The following is a 17234-nucleotide window of genomic DNA, read 5'->3' as shown; positions in this document are numbered from 1 at the left end:
ATCCCATGCGGGATATTATTAATAGACACCTCAACCTAAAAATCCGCGCCAGTGCTTTATGCACTGGCGTTTTTCTATGCGTGGTATTTGCAGTTCCATGTGCAGCATCCAGTCAAAAACAGCTTGATGGCGTAAAACAGGAAATATCACGCCAAAAAAATCAGCTCGACAGTAAACAGCAAAACTATGCTGCCTTACAAAAACAACTTAAACAACACGAACTGGATATCGCTCAAACTGCCAATAAAATCCACCAAACTAATGACCAATTGACAACAATAACCCAATCAATTGCCAAGTTAGAACAACAACAACACCATCTTCAGCAGCAACAACATCAACAACTTAGCGTACTGAAAACTTTAATAAATGCGCAATATCGCCAAGGTAATAACAGTGATATCGCTAATCTTCTCAGTGGCGAAAATTCGGCTAAATTAGATCGTATGACAACTTATGCCGAATATGTCAGTAAAGCACGCGCAACAGCTATTGATGCATTAGATGCAACCAAAACAGAATTACAGCTTAAAATTCATACCCTTGCTGAACAAAAAGCAGAACAACAACAAGCGCTAACTGAACTCAATCAGCAAAAAAAACAACTTGATGGTCAACAACAATCACGTCAATTAACGCTCAATAAAATAAAATCACAAATCCACACCAGCACTGAAGCATTAGCTGATTTGCGTGCAGATGAGCAAAACATGCTCAAGGCAATCGCCAAAGCAAAAGCAGAAGCCATTGCTCGAGCAAAAGCTGAAGCCGCAGCGCGCGCAAAAGCTGAAGCCGAAGCTCAAGCACGTATTGCTGCTGCCAAAGAAGCCAAAGCCAAAGCGATTGCAGAAGCACAAGCAAAACAACTAAAAGCACGCTACGCAAAAATGCAAGTACCAATGGATGGGCTTGCAGGACACAAAGGGAAGCTTCTGTGGCCACTTCGCGGACCTATTCTTCACAATTATGGTGCACCATTACAACGTGAACTGCATTGGAAAGGAATGGTAATCAGCAAACCTATTGGTAGCCAAGTCAAAGCCATATATTCCGGTAAAGTTGTTTTTGCCGATTGGTTACGCGGTTATGGTCTGATGATCGCGATTGATCACGGTAAAGGTGATATGAGTTTCTATGGTTATAACCAAACGCTACTTAAGAAAATTGGTGATACCGTTCAAGCGGGCGAACCAATAGCCTTAGTCGGTGATAGTGGTGGCCAAGAACAGCCTGGATTGTATTTACAAATCCGCCGCAAAGGCACCCCAGTTGATCCAAAGCCATGGTTAAAACGTTAGATTAAGATCTAAAACTAAAAAGGTTGGTCATAAGACCAACCTTTTATAACAACACACTAATTAGTGATCTTTTGTTCTTGTTCTAAATAATGGTGTTGTAATGTCGCAACTCGTTGCTGACCAAGCTCAGTCGCTAACGGTCGTACAATATTTAACATCTGCTGCACACCATGATAAATCACGGTTTGAGTTATTTTAGCGCCAGGGACTTGCGTCGTTTGGTAACTGATCCAAGATGACGCAACCAATTTTAACGTATCAGCCAAAACTTTAAGGTCAACATCAGCAAGAGTCAGCAAACCTGCATCACGAAAATTAATCATAATTTGGCTAATATTAACTTGAAGTTGAGTCTGCACCGCCAAATATTTATCTTGAAGAACAGCATCTCGACGTAAAATATCAGGTAAATTGGCATAGAAAAAACGGTAACGCCACATCAATAAAAATACCGCATCTAAATAACGTAATAAACTTTCCTCGATTGCCTCGGCTACATCAACCGGCTCAAAACTAACTTTTAAATCAATAGCATACTGATCAAAAATACAATCAATAATTTGATCTTTATTGCGAAAATGATAATACAAATTACCAGGACTGATCCCTAAATCAGCCGCTATATGATTAGTGGTCACGTTAGGTTCACCATGTTCATTAAACAATGCTAATGCTGCATGAATAATTCGATCGCGGGTTTTCATTTTATTATCATCCTTCGCCCTTTCACTGAATATAATGTTATCATAATTTAAAGTTTTTCCGCTTAGTAAGGCAATAAAAAGCATGCCTTTATCTAACCGATAAATAATCATTAATCGTTATCGAATTAATGCTGACTTAATATTGATATTCAGAATAAATAATTAAATACACTGTGGCACCACAACCGCAAACACTATAACTTCGTGAGATAGACGTAATTTATATGACGACAAACCATTACGACAAGCAAGCCTATAACCCTCAATTTGAGTGGTCTTTTGTGCATCCTCGTTATTGGGGAACATGGTTCGCGGTGATCATTGCTTCACTGTTGAGCTTACTGCCCCATAAAGCACGCCGCTCACTCGCGACTGTTTTTGCTAAACAAGCGATTAAACTTAAAAGTGGCGCCAATCATCGCGCGCGCGTTAACCTTAAAATGTGTTTCCCTGAAAAATCAGATGCCGAGCGCGAACACATTTTATTGCAAAACCTTATCACAGCCGGCAGCTTCCTCTCTGGTTTCGCATCACTCTCAGTGCGTAATAAAGCATGGCTTGAGCAGCATACGGTTATTCGCGGCATGGACAATCTCACAAGCCTTACGGAGCAACAACAAAGTGTTATTTTGTTAGTTCCACATACGTGGGCAATTGATATTCCAGCGGTATTGTTAGCATCGCGCGGATTGCCCGTTTCTGCGATGGCAAAAAAACAAAAAAACCCAGTTTCAGATTGGCTAATGCATCGCCAGCGCGTGCAATACGGCGGCCGTGTTTATGAACGCAGTGGTGGTATTAAACCGTTTATTAAATCAGTCCGTGAAGGCTATTTAGGTTATTACCTACCCGATGAAGATTTAGGCCCTGAGCATAGCGTATTCGTGGATTTTTTCGGTACGACTAAAGCAACAATGGCCGGATTAGGTCGACTATCCAAACTAAGCCGCGCTAAAATTGTGCCGTTATTTGCAATGTACAACAGTGAAACGGGTATGTATGAATTGGATTTTTATCCTGCTCTGCCCTTTCCTGCTGAAACTGAAGAACAAGATGCACGAATGATGAACCAATGTATTGAACAGTATGTTAGCCAACGTCCAGAACAATATATGTGGATTCTACGTTTATTAAAGACTCGCCCAAATAATAATGAAAAGCCTTATAATTGAGGATGACATGTTTAAAAAATATTTAATTAATGGATTAATATTATTGCCATTTATTTGGTTATCCACGGGAATGCTAATATTACGTAATGGCGATAAAACTATGGTCGCCATGGTAATTATATCCTTAATAACAACACTCGTTGTTTATGGACTAACAACTCTAAAACGTAACTTATCAACTAATAAATTACTATGGTTACTACTTATAATATGTGGTTACTTTTTGTTTTCATATTATTATCACGGTTTAAGTTCGCGTGAAATAAGATCGTTTATAGCTGCAACCCTATTAGTGGCTATTTTCCCGTCGTCACTATTAACCCAAAAACTCATCATTTGGCTAACTGTTATTAGCGCCTTAATCAGTTTTTGCTTCGCTTATTATTGTATGATTCATATGCATTGGAGTCGTGATGCTTGGCCTATAAATGCAATACCTTACGGCACATTAATTGCTGGTATTAGCGTGATCGCATTAAGTCTCAGCCTAACATTAACCAACTATAAAGAAAAAGCGGTTACCTTCTTAGCCTTTATACTCAGTAGTTATGGACTGATCATTACTGAAAGTCGAGGTGTTTGGCTCGGTTATATTGTTACGCTCGCCGTTATGTTCATTATTTTTATGACTACAAAAAAAATAAAAATCACTTGGCGCAGTATAATGCTCGCTTTTGTTGTAATTATTGGAGTTTCAGTCATAAGTAAGCCTCTAATATCTCAGCGATTATCACAGACACAACAAGAATATAATGATATTAAATCGGGTAATTTGAATACTTCAATTGGATTACGGTTACAAATGTGGCAATCAGCCCCGATGATAATTGAACATCACGAACTACTAGGCCAAGGTGATCAGTATATACAGGTATTAGATAGACTCTTTCATCAAGGCCGTATATCTCAAGTGTTATATACTTACCAACCCCCTCATTTTCATAATCAATATGTCGATTATATGGTTAAAAAAGGGATTATTGGCTTAATACTACTGCTTTGTCTTTTTATCCTACCATTACGTTTATTAAAAAATGCGTCGCTATTACAACGCTATATAACTATAACTTTAGTGTCACTATTTGCTGTCGCGTCTTTAACTGATGTTCCGTTTAATCACGGACAAACTATTTTTATGTATATTTTTTGGCTTGGGTGTTTTACAACAACCTCAAACAATGAGCATGTAGACCATGACTAATATTTTTATTATTAATATTCCATCATCAATACATAGAAAAGAAAATATCAGCAAACAATTAGATAAGTTGAATCTAAGCTATACATTTTTTGATGCGGTTAATGGCCATAAAAACAATCACCCATTATTCGCTATGTATGATGATCAATTAAGCCAAGCTTATCGTGGTAAATCCCTCAGTAAGGGGCAACTGGGTTGTTATGCTAGCCATTACCTATTGTGGCAAAAATGTATTGAATTAAATCAACCGATTATTATTCTAGAAGACGATGCCCTTATTTATCCAAAGCCGTTTATGGATATTATTAGTAACATTGCATTATTAACAAAAAAATATGAGTGCGTTCGCCTGTTTGATAATAAAAGGCCGCATTTTTTCAAACTAAAACAAATGATCTTACCGCATACGAATATTTATAAATTCAGCAAAGGTCATATGAGTGCTACGGGATATTTACTCACCCCTTCCGGCGCAAAAAAACTATTAGATCATTCAAATAAATGGTACATGGCCGTCGATATTTACATGGATCGATTCTGGATAAATCAGTTAGAATGCTACGGCACTGTGCCTGCTTGCCTAACTAACGACCCCATTTTTGATTCAGATATTGGTTATGGAAAAAGAGCACCTCGAAACTTACGTTGTAAAATAAAACGAGAAATTTTCAATCTTAAAGAATTGGTACGTCGCGAATATTACAACATCAAGTTCATCCTTAAAATGACATTCAAGAGATAACAATGAAAATTCTAGTTGCTAGCTCATATAACCATGCATGGAACAGCGTTCGCCCTGAAGCGGAAATGTTTATTCAAATGGTGAAGCAAGGACATCAAGTAACCGTTGCAACTCAAGGTGACGCTGACTATGTCGCTCGCTTTCAAGATCATGGAATTAAAGTCATTGATTGTTATCCAACCAAAAAAATCTGTCCTAAAACCATACGTACCTTACACCACGAACTAAAAACTGGTGACTATGATATTTGCTATGGTTTTAATTCAAAAACAATTCCTAATGCCGCTTTTGCTTGTATCGGTACTCAAGCGAAGATGATCACGTACCGTGGAACAACGGGGGGATTATATCGCCATGATCCTACCGCTTACCTCACTCATCTTCATCCCAAAGTCCAAGGTGTTATTTGTGTTTCAAATGCCGTCCGTGATGATGTGCGCCAGCATGTTCTTTGTGATCCAGCGAATGTGGTAACTATTTATAAAGGCCATCAATTAGCATGGTATAACGTTGATCCAACCACCCGTGCCAGTTTTAATCTTAATGACAACGATATTATTGCTGTATGCGCCGCTCATGTTAGGCCCAGCAAAGGTATATCAGTTCTTATTGAAGCAACCCACCATATTAATAACCCTAATTTTCACCTATTACTTATCGGCAGTGGTTTTGAACCGCATCTTGATGAAATAAAACAAAGCCCAATAGCGGCACAAATTCATGTTATCGGGCATCGTCAAGATGTACCGTCAATTATGGCAATGGCGGATTTCCAAGTACAACCGTCAATCAGTGGTGAAGGTTTACCGCGCACTATCATAGAAGCAATGGCAAATGGTACCACATCTGTCGTTACAACTACTGGTGGCTCTCCAGAACTGGTTGATAATGGTAAAACCGGTTATGTGGTCCCCGTCAATAATGCGGCAGCGTTTGCAGAAGCAATGAATAAACTGATTAATGATAAAAATAAAATCCAACAGTTTAGTATTGCGGCAAAAGAAAAGTTAGATCGTGAATTTAATGCCACAGAAACGGTACGTAACCATATAGATTATTTTAACCGTATCCTTCAACAAAAATAATAAAGGCGCAATTATAATAAAAAAACTGATTGTTGATCTCGATGGCACGATCACTTTAGCCAATACTAATGATTATGAAAATGTTGCCCCTAATCTAGAGGTTATTGTGCAATTACAGCATTATCATCGTCAAGGTTTTACTATTACCATCAGCACCGCCCGTAATATGCGAACTTACAACGGTAATGTGGGTCAAATTAATATCCATACGTTACCCATTATTACTGCTTGGTTGAGTAAACATCATGTTCCCTATGACGAAATTTTAGTGGGTAAGCCTTGGTGTGGACATGACGGGTTTTACATTGATGATAAAGCCATTCGTCCCTCTGAATTTACTTCATTATCGCTTGATGAAATTAATGCGCTGCTCGATAAGGAAAAAATATGTTTCTAATTATGTCGGCTGCTTATATTAGCCAAGAATTAGAATCAGAATTTGGTACCTTACCCCCTTCATTTTTACCACTTGGTAACCGACGCCTATTTCAACATCAAGTAAAAAGCGCGCCAACAGATAAGCATATTTACTTAAGTGTCCCAGAAAGTTTCACCCCTGAATTACATGATTTACAATGGCTAACAAAGCACCATGTCACACTGTTATATATTCCGGATGGTTTATCTTTAGGTGCGTTATTAGTGTCAGCGCTCACGCTGGCTGATTACACACCGATCAATCACTAAGTATTTCATTTGGTGATACATTACTGCCAAATTTACCGACAGATAAAAATATCATTACCATTGCCCCCGTCGAAAACAGTTATGATTGGGCGGTAATTTCTAATGATAACTCGCAATGGCTTAATACCGTCACCAACCGCGAACAACTCAATCAAACACACGCGGTCTGCGGTTACTTTCATTTTCGTCACCCTCAACAACTGCTCAAATCATTGACGATGGCACATTGGGATTTCATTGAAAGCTTAAATTTCTATCATCAAAAGTGTAGCCTAACTGCCATACCCGTTACTGATTGGCTTGATTTTGGTCATTTAAATACCTATTACCGTTCAAAAGCTAAATTCACCACCCAACGTGCATTTAATCAATTAGAAATAAATGAAAAATGGATAACAAAATCTAGCACTAAAAAACAAAAAATACTGGCTGAAGCACTTTGGTTTAATCATATTCCAGCACCATTACGTATTTTTCTACCTCAATTTTTAAGCTTTGAACAGCAAGCAGATCGCGTATCCTATCAACTAGAATACTTGCACTACACCGCACTGAATGAGTTATTTGTTTTTTCTAAATTACCGCAATTAGTATGGCAGCAGATCCTCAATAGTTGTTTTGATTTTATTAATAGTTGCCAGCAGCATTCTGCCCCTGATAATGCCACTCAGGGTTCAAGCTTGAGCGCGTTATTTGAAGATAAAACCACCTAACGTTTAACTGAATATTGTTTAATTCACGGTCTTGATTTCCAACAACAATGGCACTATAACGATCAATTTTCCGCGTCATTTGAGCAATTACTCACTTTAAGTCAACAATATTTACCAAAAGCAATCACTCATGCAACTGTTTTACATGACGATTTTTGCTTTAGTAATATTATTATTGCCGATCCGCAAACAATGGGATTAGGATTAAGAAAAATTTCACAGCGAAAAGTCAAACGCGCTAATGAATATAGTCATATTGATTGGCTAAAACTGTATAAAAAATATTGTGATAACACGGTCGCGATTAACATCGATAAAGATCAGCGCCAGCTCGAATTGAGACGTCTATTCAAGTTACCCTTGAGTAAATTAGTTTTTAAACTTAAAAACCGATCACCTTTTTGAACCTATAACAAGGAGAGTATCTGCTCTCCTTGTTAATACTAAACCGCAGTTAATTAACTATGCTCTTGCTCAAGTAACCATAAGCCAACATATTTATTAAAACTCACCTGCGCATAAGTCATCGCAACAATGAAGCCAACGCTGCCATCAAGAAAACCACGACGAATAATATAAATTAAAATAAACGTCCAAATAGCGCGTAATAATGCCAAAACCAGTCCGTGAGATTTTTTACCTTTACGATGATATTTCTTTGAACCTAACCATGCATATTGGGCGGCTTTGTCTAAACCATGCCCGTAATCACGGTGAGTGTAATGTAATAACAATCCACTCAGAACTTCCGTAGAACCTGCACTTGGTATTACCGTTTCATGTACTTCATCTAATGTATAATGAGCACCATCTCTCTTAAATAAGCGTAAGACTGAACGAGCACTACGTCCATGTTTCAAGGTCTTACCATACAGCGTCACACCCCACGGTAAGCGGTATGCGGTGGCAGTGATTGTATCTTGAGCTAACAATGACACTAAAGCTTGTTGCATTTGTTCATCGAGTGCTTCATCAGCGTCAATGGACAATACCCAATCACCACTGGCTTTATCTAATGCTCGTTGTTTTTGCTTACCAAACCCAGGCCAATCAGTTACGGTGACGTTATCGGTATAGCGCTGACAAATTGCAACGGTTTCATCGGTTGAACCACTGTCTAATACAATAATTTCATCTGCTATATCAACAATAGATTGCAAACATAGTTCAACACGATCCGCTTCATTCTTTGTGATTAATATAACGGATAAAGAATGCTTATTTGCCATCAACTAACTCCTTATTTTCTGTGTTCAGATTCAACATATATTGATAACGCTGTCGATATGATGCCATTTTATAGTCCCCAATAACCAAGCTTCTTCCGCATTTTAAACTCACGTACGATATTAACTGGTTTGGATTTAAGTTCGAGTAATCCATCATCAAGCAGTGCATTCGTCGCCGCTAAGACCCGCTCACTTGAACACCCATCTTGATAAGGATGGATTTGTTGACAATAGTGTTTGATATTAGCCATTAAATCCGCAGGATAGGTCAATGCTTCACTGAGCGCACATTCCACTTCATCCGTAACCGTAACATTCAATAAATGGGGTAATGGATGTTGATTGTTAAAGGTAACAACAGGCTTACCTTGTAATAAAAACATTAACAAAATCGATGAGGTATCACATAACATCACATCTGCCGCCTGCAAAACAGGGATCACATTATCTGTTTCCACAAACGTCAAATTTGGCCCTTGTAATGCTTTATATTGTGCCACGGTTTCAGCCGCCATTTTCGGATGAAACTGCACTAACCAACGCCACTTCCCCGTAGCAACTAATGCCTTAACTGTCTCATATAAATGTGGTGCGCACGTTAAATTACGGGAAAATGTTGAGCACATCAGTACCGTTGGACGAGGATCATCTATCGCACAATATGGGTTTGATTCAGGCTCAGTAAATAACGGGTCGAGCATCGGCCAACCGGTTTGTTTTACTTTAAAGAAACCATATTGCTGAGCCAATTGCGTAAACCGTGCTGTTGTATCTGGCCCTTGAGTACAATATAAGTCAAAACAGCCACGAATTTCAAAATGATCTTCTCTACCACGACGATTTAACTTTCCAGCATTAAAACCATGAAACACACCCACTTTAATCCCGGGGATACAACGCGGAACAACATTTCCAGGCACAAAAACGGCATCTGGCTGCCAATTTTTAACATCAGTAACAGAGGTTAACCGTTGTTCGTCATCATGTAAGAAACGATCATCAACATCATCCCCCTCAAAAAACCAACACACTTGCCCACCTTGCTTCAAGATTGCTTGTTGTAAAGGTCGTAAAATAGCAAATGAATAATTTTGAGCGATATACATTAAGTACCGCTGAGGTGAATGAGTCATCGTTATACTCTTTGTCTATAAAGATAAAAACATTCTACCTGAATTATTGTTTGAATCACCAAGCTGTTAGATTTTTGATTGCTGGTTATAATATAAAATCATTTTTTAAGGTAGAGCCACCATGCTAGTTCGCGTTTTTTATACCCTACTATTAGCTTTAGCTGCTCCTCTATTATTATGGGGACTTTATCGAACCAAACCAGGCAAACCCCATTTTGGTGCGCGTTGGAAAGAGCATTTTGGTTTTACTCCTCGCCTCACCACGACAACTGCACCTATTTGGATCCATGCAGCTTCTGTTGGTGAAGCTATCGCGATTGTGCCTGTCATCAAAGCACTCAAACAAGCCTATCCGGAACAAGCCATTGTGGTAACGACCACCACTAGCACTGGCGCTGAACAAGTAGCTAAATTAGGCGAATTAGTTGAGCATCGTTATATGCCGATTGATTTTGCTTGGTGTGTTCGCGGGTTTTTAAAAGCGATCAAACCCAAACTATTTCTTATCGTTGAAAAAGAATTATGGCTCAATACCTTAACGTGTGTTCATCAACAAAAAATCCCGACGATTATTGTTAATGCGCGCTTATCAGAGCGCTCTGCCAAACGCTATCAATCGTTTAGTTTCTTTACTCATCAATTGCTCAATAAAATAGATAAAATCTTATGCTTGCATGATGATGACGCCCAGCGCTTTATCGCCATTGGCGCACAACAACATCAAATCGCGGTTACTGGCTCAATCAAATACGACATCACCATTGCAAATACCGTTTTTGAGCACGCTCAGAATCTGCGCCAGCAACTAGGCGTTCAACGGCCAATTTTCGTGGCGGCGAGTACCCATCAAGGGGAAGATGAGCAAGTACTCGATGCTTATCAAGCCGTGCTACAACAGTATCCAGATGCGATGGTCATTATTGTGCCTCGCCATCCGCAACGATTTGATAGTGTTGCCAAACTGGCAATAGAACGAGGATTAACGGTTCACCGCCGTACAGACACCACCCCAATTAAAGCGAACACTCAGTTATATCTCGCAGATACAATGGGGGAAATGTTAGTCATGCTAGCGACAGCTGATGTGACGTTTATGGGGGGAAGTTTAGTCGGAGAAAAGGTCGGTGGGCATAACCTATTAGAGCCAGCCGCGGTTGCAAAACCCGCAATTACAGGCCCTAGTTTTTATAACTTTGAAGATATCACTCAACAACTATTAGCCGCAGGAGCGATTGAAATCTGTCAAAATAGCCACCAGCTCGCACAGCAACTGGTGACATTATTTAATGATCCCGAGCGTCAACAACACATGGGTGCACAAGGACAAAGGATTGTGATTGAAAACCAAGGCGCAGTGAATAAAACCATCGCCAATATTCATTTTTACTTAGCGAATAATTAATCACTACTTATCATTAACCAATAGTAATGCGAAGCTGACTTTTGGGCGCATAACCATCACACAAAGCGTTCCAATCATCTTCGCACCACTTAATCGCACGTTTATCGACCTCTTTGAGAAAAGAACGCTTTAAACGTGCCAAATTATCCACTTTCCAATCATCGCCCTCACGGCAATCACACTTATCAAAATCAATCAGCCACGGCTGCTGACCATCATCTAATAAAATATTATGGGCATTTAAATCCGTGTGACACACTTGCAAATCATGCATCTTACCGATCATTTCACCAATATCACGCCACACTGTCGCGACTAATGTCTGGCTTTGTAGCAGTGCGACTAAATCATGGCTATTGGCAATTTTCTCAACCAAAATATCCGCTTTATAGGCCATGCCTTTTTTAACGGCACGCGCGGCAATAGGTCGAGGTACATTTACCCCACCGTCACGTAATAATTTTAACAATGCTAATTCAGCCCCACTGCGGGTTGTATTCCAATCGGTAAACCAATAACGATCATTATTCACTTTAGCAAACAGCCCACCACGATGATAATGACGCAATGCCATTTCCAATTTTTCATCGGCAACAAACCATGTTGTACCACGCCCTTTGGCAGAGCCAATAACTGCATCACGCTGACGCCAATACTCAATATCAAAGCAACCATGCGGATCTGCACTTAGATAATCGCTATCAAACCAAATGGCCTGGTTGTTACTGATAATTTCCTGCACTACAGCCTCTCTCGCATTTATTGTTGAATATTTTACAATTTCAATGGCTAGCGGCATAATTCACTAACCACTTTTAATAAGGTAACCCCATGGCTCTGTTCTCAACGCCACCACGTTCAATTTGTATCTTACGCTTGTCGGCTATTGGTGACGTTTGCCATGCGATTGCTATCGTCCAAGCTATCCAACGCCAATGGCCAACCACTGAAATCACGTGGGTTGTCGGTAAAGTTGAAGCACAATTAGTCAATGCATTACCCAATATTACGGTGATCAGTTTTGATAAAAAAGCCGGTTGGCAGGGCATTAAACAGGTTTGGCAACAACTCAAATCACAGCGTTTTGATGCGCTATTGGACATGCAAGTCGCCTTACGTGCCAGTGTACTATCTTTAGGGATTAAAGCTAAGTATCGCGTTGGGTTTAGTAAAAACCGCACCAAAGAAGGTCAATGGCTGTTTACTAATAAACACTTACCTAATACTAACAGTGTCCATGTGCTCGATAACATGGCGGATTTTGCGCGTTACATTGGGGTTCCTTTTACCACCCCAGAATGGAATATTCCGCTGACAACTGAAGATAACAGTGTTGCTGAACAATATATCCACCAGCCAACATTAGTGATCTCACCCGCCGCCAGTAAAGATGAACGAAATTGGCTTCCTGATCGTTATGCGGCCATCGCTGATTATGCGACAACTAAGGGTTTAGCTGTGATTTTATGTGGCTCACCCAGTGACCGTGAGCAACAATTAGGCCAACACATTATTAGCCTCAGTAATGCACCAATTATCAATTTAATTGGCAAAACAACCCTATTACAACTTACGGCATTATTGCGAGCAGCAACCGTGGTGTTAGCACCAGATTCAGGTCCAGCTCATTTAGCAACCACCCAAAACACACCCGTCATTGGCCTCTATGGTCATAGTAATCCAGCCCGTACTGGGCCGTATTTATCATTGCCATATACGGTCAGTGTTTACCAGCAAGTCGCTGAACAACATTACGGCAAACCATTAGGCGAGTTACCATGGGGAGCACGCGTCAAAGGTAGTGATATCATGCCGCAAATTAGTGTTGCGATGGTAACAGAGAAACTGGATGCTATTATTGCATCACTACCGACCACTGAAACATTACATTCACAGACGAAATAAGTAACCATTATGACAACACGTGTTATCTACCCCGGTACTTTTGATCCAATCACTAACGGTCATATTGATCTCATCGAGCGCGCAGCTGCGATGTTTGATCACGTGATTGTTGGCGTGGCATTTAATCCCAGCAAAAAACCGTTATTCACTTTAGAAGAACGGGTTGAACTGGCTCAGCAAATTACAGCACATTTGCCTAATGTTGAGATTGTTGGCTTTTCAGGATTATTAGTTAATTTTGCCAAAGAGCATCATGCTAATATTTTAGTGCGTGGGTTACGTGCAGTGTCTGATTTTGAATATGAATTTCAACTCGCCAATATGAATCGTCGTTTAATGCCTGAGCTTGAAACGGTATTTTTAACACCAGCCGAAAAAAATTCATTTATTTCTTCAACCATCGTTAAAGAAGTGGCTTTACATAAAGGCGATGTTAGTCAGTTTGTACCACAACATGTAGTCAAAGTTCTTAAACAGAAGCTCTTTAGTGAAAAATAATTCAAGGATTTTAACTTTATGAATATCGAAGTTATTATGAGTGCATACAACAATGTGGAAGATCTGAAACTAGTTCTTGAAGGATTTAAGAACCAAACAGATGATAATTTCAGCCTCTGTATTGCAGATGATGGTTCAACGGATGAGCTTGCCAACTTATTAACTGAATTTAAGCATGCTCCTTTCTCTATTCGTCATATATGGCATGAGGATAAAGGGTTTAGACGCGCAGCTATTCTCAATAAAGCACTCGCATCCAGCACCGCAGACTACATCATATTCACTGATAGCGATTGTATCCCAGCCATAAATTTTATTGCGGATCACCACCATCTCGCCTCTCTGAACCATTACACCGTCGGAATACGCGTTTACTTAAAAGAAAAGCTGTCTCAAGATATTAGAAATGGAACTTTACCTGCCACTCAGCTAAAAAACACATGCTACCTTTTATTACAATCAATACGCGGTAATGTGTCAAAGCCAGAACAAGCCATTTATTTTCCTGATTGGTCACTATCCATTGTGAAAAAATTAAAGCCGAATTTAACTCGATTTGGTTCTAATCTAGCAATGAGTAGAGAGTCCTTACTAAAAATCAATGGTTTTGATGAAGACTTTGAGGGCTGGGGCTATGAAGATACCGATTTATTGTGGCGTATAGAGCAAATTGGATTAACACCGCGCGGTTATCTAGGTCGTTGTCGTCAATACCACCTCAACCATAAAACTCAGCCACCTAATCAAAATGGCCGTAACTTATTTTTAAAAAAGAAAGAAAATAATATTATTGCCTGTGCTAATGGTATCAATAAAGCATAATAAATTAAGCCTCTCGAGGCTTAATTTCCCGACTATAGCTGATAATACTCGCGATACCACTCAACAAAAGCTTGTACGCCTTGTTTAACTTCAACCGCAGGCTTATAACCCGTTACCGCGAACAAATCGTCAGTATCTGCATATGTCATATAAACATCGCCAGGTTGCATTGGCATAAAGTTTTTCTTCGCTTCAACCCCAAGTGATGTTTCAAGTGCTTCAACATAGTCCATTAATTTAACCGGGCTACCATGTCCAATATTATAAATACGATACGGTGCAGAGCTAGTTGCTGGCGAGCCAGTTTCTACTGTCCACTCAGGATTAGGCTGTGGAATCACATCCTGAATTCGCATCACACCTTCAACAATATCATCGATATAAGTAAAATCACGGCTCATATCGCCATTGTTGTAAATATCAATTTCTTTACCTTCCATGATCGCATTAGTGAATTTAAACAATGCCATATCAGGGCGGCCCCACGGACCATATACCGTAAAGAAACGTAGACCTGTAGTTGGAACACCATAGAGATGAGAGTAACTGTGTGCCATCAGTTCATTGGCTTTTTTCGCTGCTGCATACAATGATACTGGATGGTCAACACTGTCTGCGGTATCAAACGGCATTTTTTGATTTAAGCCATACACTGAGCTTGATGAAGCATAAACCAAGTGTTCAACTTTATTATGACGACAGCCTTCAAGGATAGTCAAATAGCCAATTAAGTTACTATCACCATAAGCCATTGGATTATCTATTGAATAACGAACACCCGCTTGACCCGCTAAATGGATAACGCGATTAAACTGCTGTTCAGCAAATAAATTAGCGATCGCTTCTCGATCAGCAAGGTCCATTTTAATAAACGTAAAGTTTGGGTGATCAATACGGGCTAAACGTGCATGTTTAAGTGCCACGTCATAATAATCATTAAGATTATCGATACCAACCACTTGATGGCCTTGTTGACATAAGCGCTCGGTCACAGCACTACCAATAAAACCAGCAACACCCGTCACTAAATACTTCATTTCCTAGCCCTTAATATATTATTAACATGCTATTTGTTTTATAAATCACCATTCAATAATATCAATATTTCCGTTTTTTTTTACTCAATAAAAATGAACCCACCGTTAACGAAAAACGAATAGACAATTAACTCAAGATTGGCATTCACTGCAAAAGACAGTCGCTCGTTGACCCAGCTTAATATCCGTTAAAATTTCACCACAACGGGGGCACGGTTGACCCCCTTTGCCATAAACTTGCAACTCTTGTGCAAAATACCCAGGCTTACCGTCAGCATTTTTAAAATCTTTTAAGGTCGTACCACCTTGAGCGATCGCTTTTTCTAATACGGTTTTTATTTCAGAGACTAATAACTGCAATTGTGCGATTGAGACTTTTCCCGCAGGACATTGTGGGTCAATCCTCGCGGCAAATAGCGATTCATTGGCATAGATATTACCCACCCCAACCACGATATGGTTATCCATAATCAGTAATTTAATCGCTTTGCGCTTTCCTTTTGCCTTCGCAACAAGATAATCCACGTTAAAATCATCACTCAAAGGCTCTGGGCCCATTTTATCAAGCACAGCATGGCGTTCCCCTGCCAGTTGCCATAACCACGCCCCAAAGCGTCGAGGATCGTTATAACGCAGTATTTCACCACTGGCTAATACCACATCAACATGATCATGCTTTTCTACCACTGAGCCTGCGGGCAAAATACGTAAATTTCCCGACATACCAAGATGGACAATCGCATATCCAATATCGGTTTCTAATAATAAATATTTTGCTCGGCGCGTAACCTTGCGAATCACTTGGCCTTCAATATTTTTAATCGCATCAGGAATTGGCCAGCGTAACCTTGAATTGCGAATAATAATTTTAGTTACTGTTTGCCCAACAACATGCGGGGTGATCCCCATGCGAGTCACTTCAACTTCCGGTAATTCAGGCATTGTTATCTTGCTCCAATAATTATTATAGTTTTGAAGATAATGGCGGAAATAAAAAATCAGCATCAACAGTTACAGCAAGCCATTGCCCTGCGCCATTATTAAATAGCCAAAAATGGGGTAATTGATAGGCAGTGATCCGTTGCGGTTGAGAATAACCAACCAACCATGCTTCAACTGTACGAGGGGTTTTCAACTGACTTTTTAATGAAACTAACTGTTGTTTGCTCACCTCTGTCCCCACTAACGCTTGCCAACGAGCAACAACAGTGGCGATATCCAATGTTATCGAAGGATTACTTTCCCAACCCGCCACTAAATGTTGAAAAGCCATTTTAGGTAACAATAATCGTTGAATCATTCGATCCTGAGCAAATAATGGAATCACCGCTGGCGATGGGACTGACGCTACAGGCGTTGTTAGGCGAGCACGAATAAGCCCTGGAAGCTGTATGACAGCGATAAAAGCCAAAACACCGATAATGATGACGTTATTCCATCCGCGTCGCGTTAATCGCATGCTCAGACGCTCCTATGCGTATTTACTGATAGTGATTAAGATAACATTGCCATCATCAATAACAACAGCCAATTATGTTCTTATTGAATGTCGGTAATTAAAAATAGAAAAAAAGCAGGAAAGCAGGAAAGCAGGAAAGCAGGAAAG

At 39.8% G+C, this 17234-nt stretch carries 21 protein-coding genes; 13 read left to right on the top strand and 8 right to left on the bottom strand.

The features are described 5' to 3' along the window. Window positions 1-5: 5 nt before the first annotated feature. On the top strand, window positions 6-1298 hold the full coding sequence (envC, locus tag C9J51_RS13605) for a murein hydrolase activator EnvC (protein ID WP_045039719.1): 1293 nt from the start codon (window positions 6-8) through the stop codon (window positions 1296-1298). 56 nt (window positions 1299-1354) lie between these two features. On the opposite strand, the gene C9J51_RS13600 is transcribed toward envC, so the two are convergent. Next, complete coding sequence (locus C9J51_RS13600) at window positions 1355-2002, bottom strand: TetR/AcrR family transcriptional regulator (protein ID WP_045035994.1); 648 nt, start codon at window positions 2000-2002, stop codon at window positions 1355-1357. A gap of 224 nt (window positions 2003-2226) precedes the next feature. Between C9J51_RS13600 and lpxM the strand changes: the two genes are divergently transcribed. The 6 genes from lpxM to C9J51_RS13570 all read left to right on the top strand — a co-directional run bounded on the left by lpxM (window position 2227) and on the right by C9J51_RS13570 (window position 6889). Continuing rightward, a complete protein-coding gene (lpxM, locus tag C9J51_RS13595) occupies window positions 2227-3174 on the top strand; it encodes a lauroyl-Kdo(2)-lipid IV(A) myristoyltransferase (protein ID WP_045039718.1) in 948 nt (315 codons plus the stop codon). Window positions 3175-3571: 397 nt separating this feature from the next. Further along, window positions 3572-4375 (top strand): O-antigen ligase family protein, encoded by an 804-nt coding sequence (locus tag C9J51_RS13590; protein WP_170073317.1) that lies wholly within the window; start codon window positions 3572-3574, stop codon window positions 4373-4375. Then, the gene (locus C9J51_RS13585; RefSeq protein ID WP_045039717.1) at window positions 4368-5117 is read left to right on the top strand and encodes a glycosyltransferase family 25 protein; all 750 of its coding nucleotides are present in this window, start codon (window positions 4368-4370) and stop codon (window positions 5115-5117) included. Before C9J51_RS13590 ends, C9J51_RS13585 begins: the two co-directional genes overlap by 8 nt. A 2-nt stretch (window positions 5118-5119) precedes the next feature. Further along, complete coding sequence (locus C9J51_RS13580; RefSeq protein WP_045039716.1) at window positions 5120-6202, top strand: glycosyltransferase family 4 protein; 1083 nt, start codon at window positions 5120-5122, stop codon at window positions 6200-6202. A gap of 16 nt (window positions 6203-6218) precedes the next feature. Further along, complete coding sequence (locus C9J51_RS13575; RefSeq protein ID WP_045039715.1) at window positions 6219-6599, top strand: HAD family hydrolase; 381 nt, start codon at window positions 6219-6221, stop codon at window positions 6597-6599. Beyond that, window positions 6590-6889 carry a hypothetical protein gene (locus C9J51_RS13570; protein ID WP_052667892.1) on the top strand — a complete coding sequence of 100 codons (300 nt, stop codon included), beginning with the start codon at window positions 6590-6592 and terminating at the stop codon, window positions 6887-6889. Before C9J51_RS13575 ends, C9J51_RS13570 begins: the two co-directional genes overlap by 10 nt. A gap of 32 nt (window positions 6890-6921) precedes the next feature. Here the strand turns inward: C9J51_RS13570 and C9J51_RS19525 are convergent, their stop codons facing one another. Then, entirely contained in the window at window positions 6922-7071 is a 150-nt protein-coding gene (locus tag C9J51_RS19525; protein ID WP_164838148.1) for a hypothetical protein, read from the bottom strand. Between the two features lie 36 nt (window positions 7072-7107). Here C9J51_RS19525 and C9J51_RS13565 point away from each other — a divergent pair, with 36 nt between their 5' ends. Both C9J51_RS13565 and C9J51_RS19770 read left to right on the top strand, forming a co-directional pair. Further along, window positions 7108-7602, top strand: a complete 495-nt coding sequence (locus C9J51_RS13565) for a hypothetical protein (protein ID WP_052667890.1) — start codon at window positions 7108-7110, stop codon at window positions 7600-7602. A 21-nt stretch (window positions 7603-7623) separates the two neighbouring features. Beyond that, entirely contained in the window at window positions 7624-8007 is a 384-nt protein-coding gene (locus C9J51_RS19770; protein ID WP_082301458.1) for a WavE lipopolysaccharide synthesis family protein, read from the top strand. 53 nt (window positions 8008-8060) lie between these two features. Here the strand turns inward: C9J51_RS19770 and C9J51_RS13555 are convergent, their stop codons facing one another. Together C9J51_RS13555 and C9J51_RS13550 are read right to left on the bottom strand one after the other, a co-directional pair. Then, window positions 8061-8831: a glycosyltransferase family 2 protein gene (locus tag C9J51_RS13555; RefSeq protein WP_045039714.1), complete on the bottom strand. Its 771-nt coding sequence runs from the start codon at window positions 8829-8831 to the stop codon at window positions 8061-8063. Window positions 8832-8899: 68 nt separating this feature from the next. After that, a complete protein-coding gene (locus C9J51_RS13550) occupies window positions 8900-9964 on the bottom strand; it encodes a CDP-glycerol--glycerophosphate glycerophosphotransferase (RefSeq protein WP_045039713.1) in 1065 nt (354 codons plus the stop codon). Between the two features lie 121 nt (window positions 9965-10085). Between C9J51_RS13550 and waaA the strand changes: the two genes are divergently transcribed. After that, window positions 10086-11366, top strand: a complete 1281-nt coding sequence (gene waaA / locus C9J51_RS13545) for a lipid IV(A) 3-deoxy-D-manno-octulosonic acid transferase (RefSeq protein WP_107275215.1) — start codon at window positions 10086-10088, stop codon at window positions 11364-11366. 13 nt (window positions 11367-11379) lie between these two features. Here waaA and C9J51_RS13540 read toward each other — a convergent pair whose 3' ends face one another. Beyond that, window positions 11380-12108, bottom strand: a complete 729-nt coding sequence (locus C9J51_RS13540) for a 3-deoxy-D-manno-octulosonic acid kinase (RefSeq protein ID WP_045039750.1) — start codon at window positions 12106-12108, stop codon at window positions 11380-11382. 89 nt (window positions 12109-12197) lie between these two features. Here C9J51_RS13540 and C9J51_RS13535 point away from each other — a divergent pair, with 89 nt between their 5' ends. Genes C9J51_RS13535 through C9J51_RS13525 form a run of 3 tightly spaced genes read left to right on the top strand, consistent with a single transcriptional unit; the run spans window position 12198 to window position 14591 of the window. Then, on the top strand, window positions 12198-13271 hold the full coding sequence (locus C9J51_RS13535) for a glycosyltransferase family 9 protein (RefSeq protein WP_045039712.1): 1074 nt from the start codon (window positions 12198-12200) through the stop codon (window positions 13269-13271). Between the two features lie 9 nt (window positions 13272-13280). Next, on the top strand, window positions 13281-13769 hold the full coding sequence (gene coaD / locus C9J51_RS13530; RefSeq protein WP_045039711.1) for a pantetheine-phosphate adenylyltransferase: 489 nt from the start codon (window positions 13281-13283) through the stop codon (window positions 13767-13769). Window positions 13770-13787: 18 nt separating this feature from the next. Further along, window positions 13788-14591, top strand: coding sequence for a glycosyltransferase (locus C9J51_RS13525; protein WP_045039710.1), 804 nt, complete (start codon window positions 13788-13790; stop codon window positions 14589-14591). 32 nt (window positions 14592-14623) lie between these two features. Here the strand turns inward: C9J51_RS13525 and C9J51_RS13520 are convergent, their stop codons facing one another. The 3 genes from C9J51_RS13520 to C9J51_RS13510 all read right to left on the bottom strand — a co-directional run bounded on the left by C9J51_RS13520 (window position 14624) and on the right by C9J51_RS13510 (window position 17087). Next, window positions 14624-15628, bottom strand: coding sequence for an NAD-dependent epimerase (locus tag C9J51_RS13520; protein WP_107275214.1), 1005 nt, complete (start codon window positions 15626-15628; stop codon window positions 14624-14626). 132 nt (window positions 15629-15760) lie between these two features. Then, the gene (gene mutM, locus C9J51_RS13515; protein WP_045039709.1) at window positions 15761-16570 is read right to left on the bottom strand and encodes a bifunctional DNA-formamidopyrimidine glycosylase/DNA-(apurinic or apyrimidinic site) lyase; all 810 of its coding nucleotides are present in this window, start codon (window positions 16568-16570) and stop codon (window positions 15761-15763) included. 22 nt (window positions 16571-16592) lie between these two features. Beyond that, window positions 16593-17087 carry a hypothetical protein gene (locus C9J51_RS13510; protein ID WP_045039708.1) on the bottom strand — a complete coding sequence of 165 codons (495 nt, stop codon included), beginning with the start codon at window positions 17085-17087 and terminating at the stop codon, window positions 16593-16595. Window positions 17088-17234 lie beyond the last annotated feature (147 nt).

It is taken from the genome of Photobacterium iliopiscarium (assembly GCF_003026395.1).
GTDB classification, from domain to species: domain Bacteria; phylum Pseudomonadota; class Gammaproteobacteria; order Enterobacterales; family Vibrionaceae; genus Photobacterium; species Photobacterium iliopiscarium.
The sequence above is the reverse complement of the archived record's forward strand: the minus strand, read 5'-3'. Positions and strand labels throughout refer to the sequence as shown.

What these genes read in the sequence shown, in the direction of transcription:
- C9J51_RS19525 (WP_164838148.1), bottom strand. Translation starts at nt 7,071, where the DNA reads ATGAAAGTAACCGCAGACCGCGTGTGTTTGATTGAGTTGTTCGCGGTT.
- C9J51_RS13555 (WP_045039714.1), bottom strand. Translation starts at nt 8,831, where the DNA reads ATGGCAAATAAGCATTCTTTATCCGTTATATTAATCACAAAGAATGAA.
- C9J51_RS13580 (WP_045039716.1), top strand. Translation starts at nt 5,120, where the DNA reads ATGAAAATTCTAGTTGCTAGCTCATATAACCATGCATGGAACAGCGTT.
- mutM (WP_045039709.1), bottom strand. Translation starts at nt 16,570, where the DNA reads ATGCCTGAATTACCGGAAGTTGAAGTGACTCGCATGGGGATCACCCCG.
- C9J51_RS13520 (WP_107275214.1), bottom strand. Translation starts at nt 15,628, where the DNA reads ATGAAGTATTTAGTGACGGGTGTTGCTGGTTTTATTGGTAGTGCTGTG.
- C9J51_RS13550 (WP_045039713.1), bottom strand. Translation starts at nt 9,964, where the DNA reads ATGACTCATTCACCTCAGCGGTACTTAATGTATATCGCTCAAAATTAT.
- coaD (WP_045039711.1), top strand. Translation starts at nt 13,281, where the DNA reads ATGACAACACGTGTTATCTACCCCGGTACTTTTGATCCAATCACTAAC.
- C9J51_RS13585 (WP_045039717.1), top strand. Translation starts at nt 4,368, where the DNA reads ATGACTAATATTTTTATTATTAATATTCCATCATCAATACATAGAAAA.
- C9J51_RS13590 (WP_170073317.1), top strand. Translation starts at nt 3,572, where the DNA reads ATGCATTGGAGTCGTGATGCTTGGCCTATAAATGCAATACCTTACGGC.
- C9J51_RS13570 (WP_052667892.1), top strand. Translation starts at nt 6,590, where the DNA reads ATGTTTCTAATTATGTCGGCTGCTTATATTAGCCAAGAATTAGAATCA.
- C9J51_RS13535 (WP_045039712.1), top strand. Translation starts at nt 12,198, where the DNA reads ATGGCTCTGTTCTCAACGCCACCACGTTCAATTTGTATCTTACGCTTG.
- C9J51_RS13600 (WP_045035994.1), bottom strand. Translation starts at nt 2,002, where the DNA reads ATGAAAACCCGCGATCGAATTATTCATGCAGCATTAGCATTGTTTAAT.
- C9J51_RS13510 (WP_045039708.1), bottom strand. Translation starts at nt 17,087, where the DNA reads ATGCGATTAACGCGACGCGGATGGAATAACGTCATCATTATCGGTGTT.
- waaA (WP_107275215.1), top strand. Translation starts at nt 10,086, where the DNA reads ATGCTAGTTCGCGTTTTTTATACCCTACTATTAGCTTTAGCTGCTCCT.
- C9J51_RS13565 (WP_052667890.1), top strand. Translation starts at nt 7,108, where the DNA reads ATGGCACATTGGGATTTCATTGAAAGCTTAAATTTCTATCATCAAAAG.
- envC (WP_045039719.1), top strand. Translation starts at nt 6, where the DNA reads ATGCGGGATATTATTAATAGACACCTCAACCTAAAAATCCGCGCCAGT.
- C9J51_RS13525 (WP_045039710.1), top strand. Translation starts at nt 13,788, where the DNA reads ATGAATATCGAAGTTATTATGAGTGCATACAACAATGTGGAAGATCTG.
- lpxM (WP_045039718.1), top strand. Translation starts at nt 2,227, where the DNA reads ATGACGACAAACCATTACGACAAGCAAGCCTATAACCCTCAATTTGAG.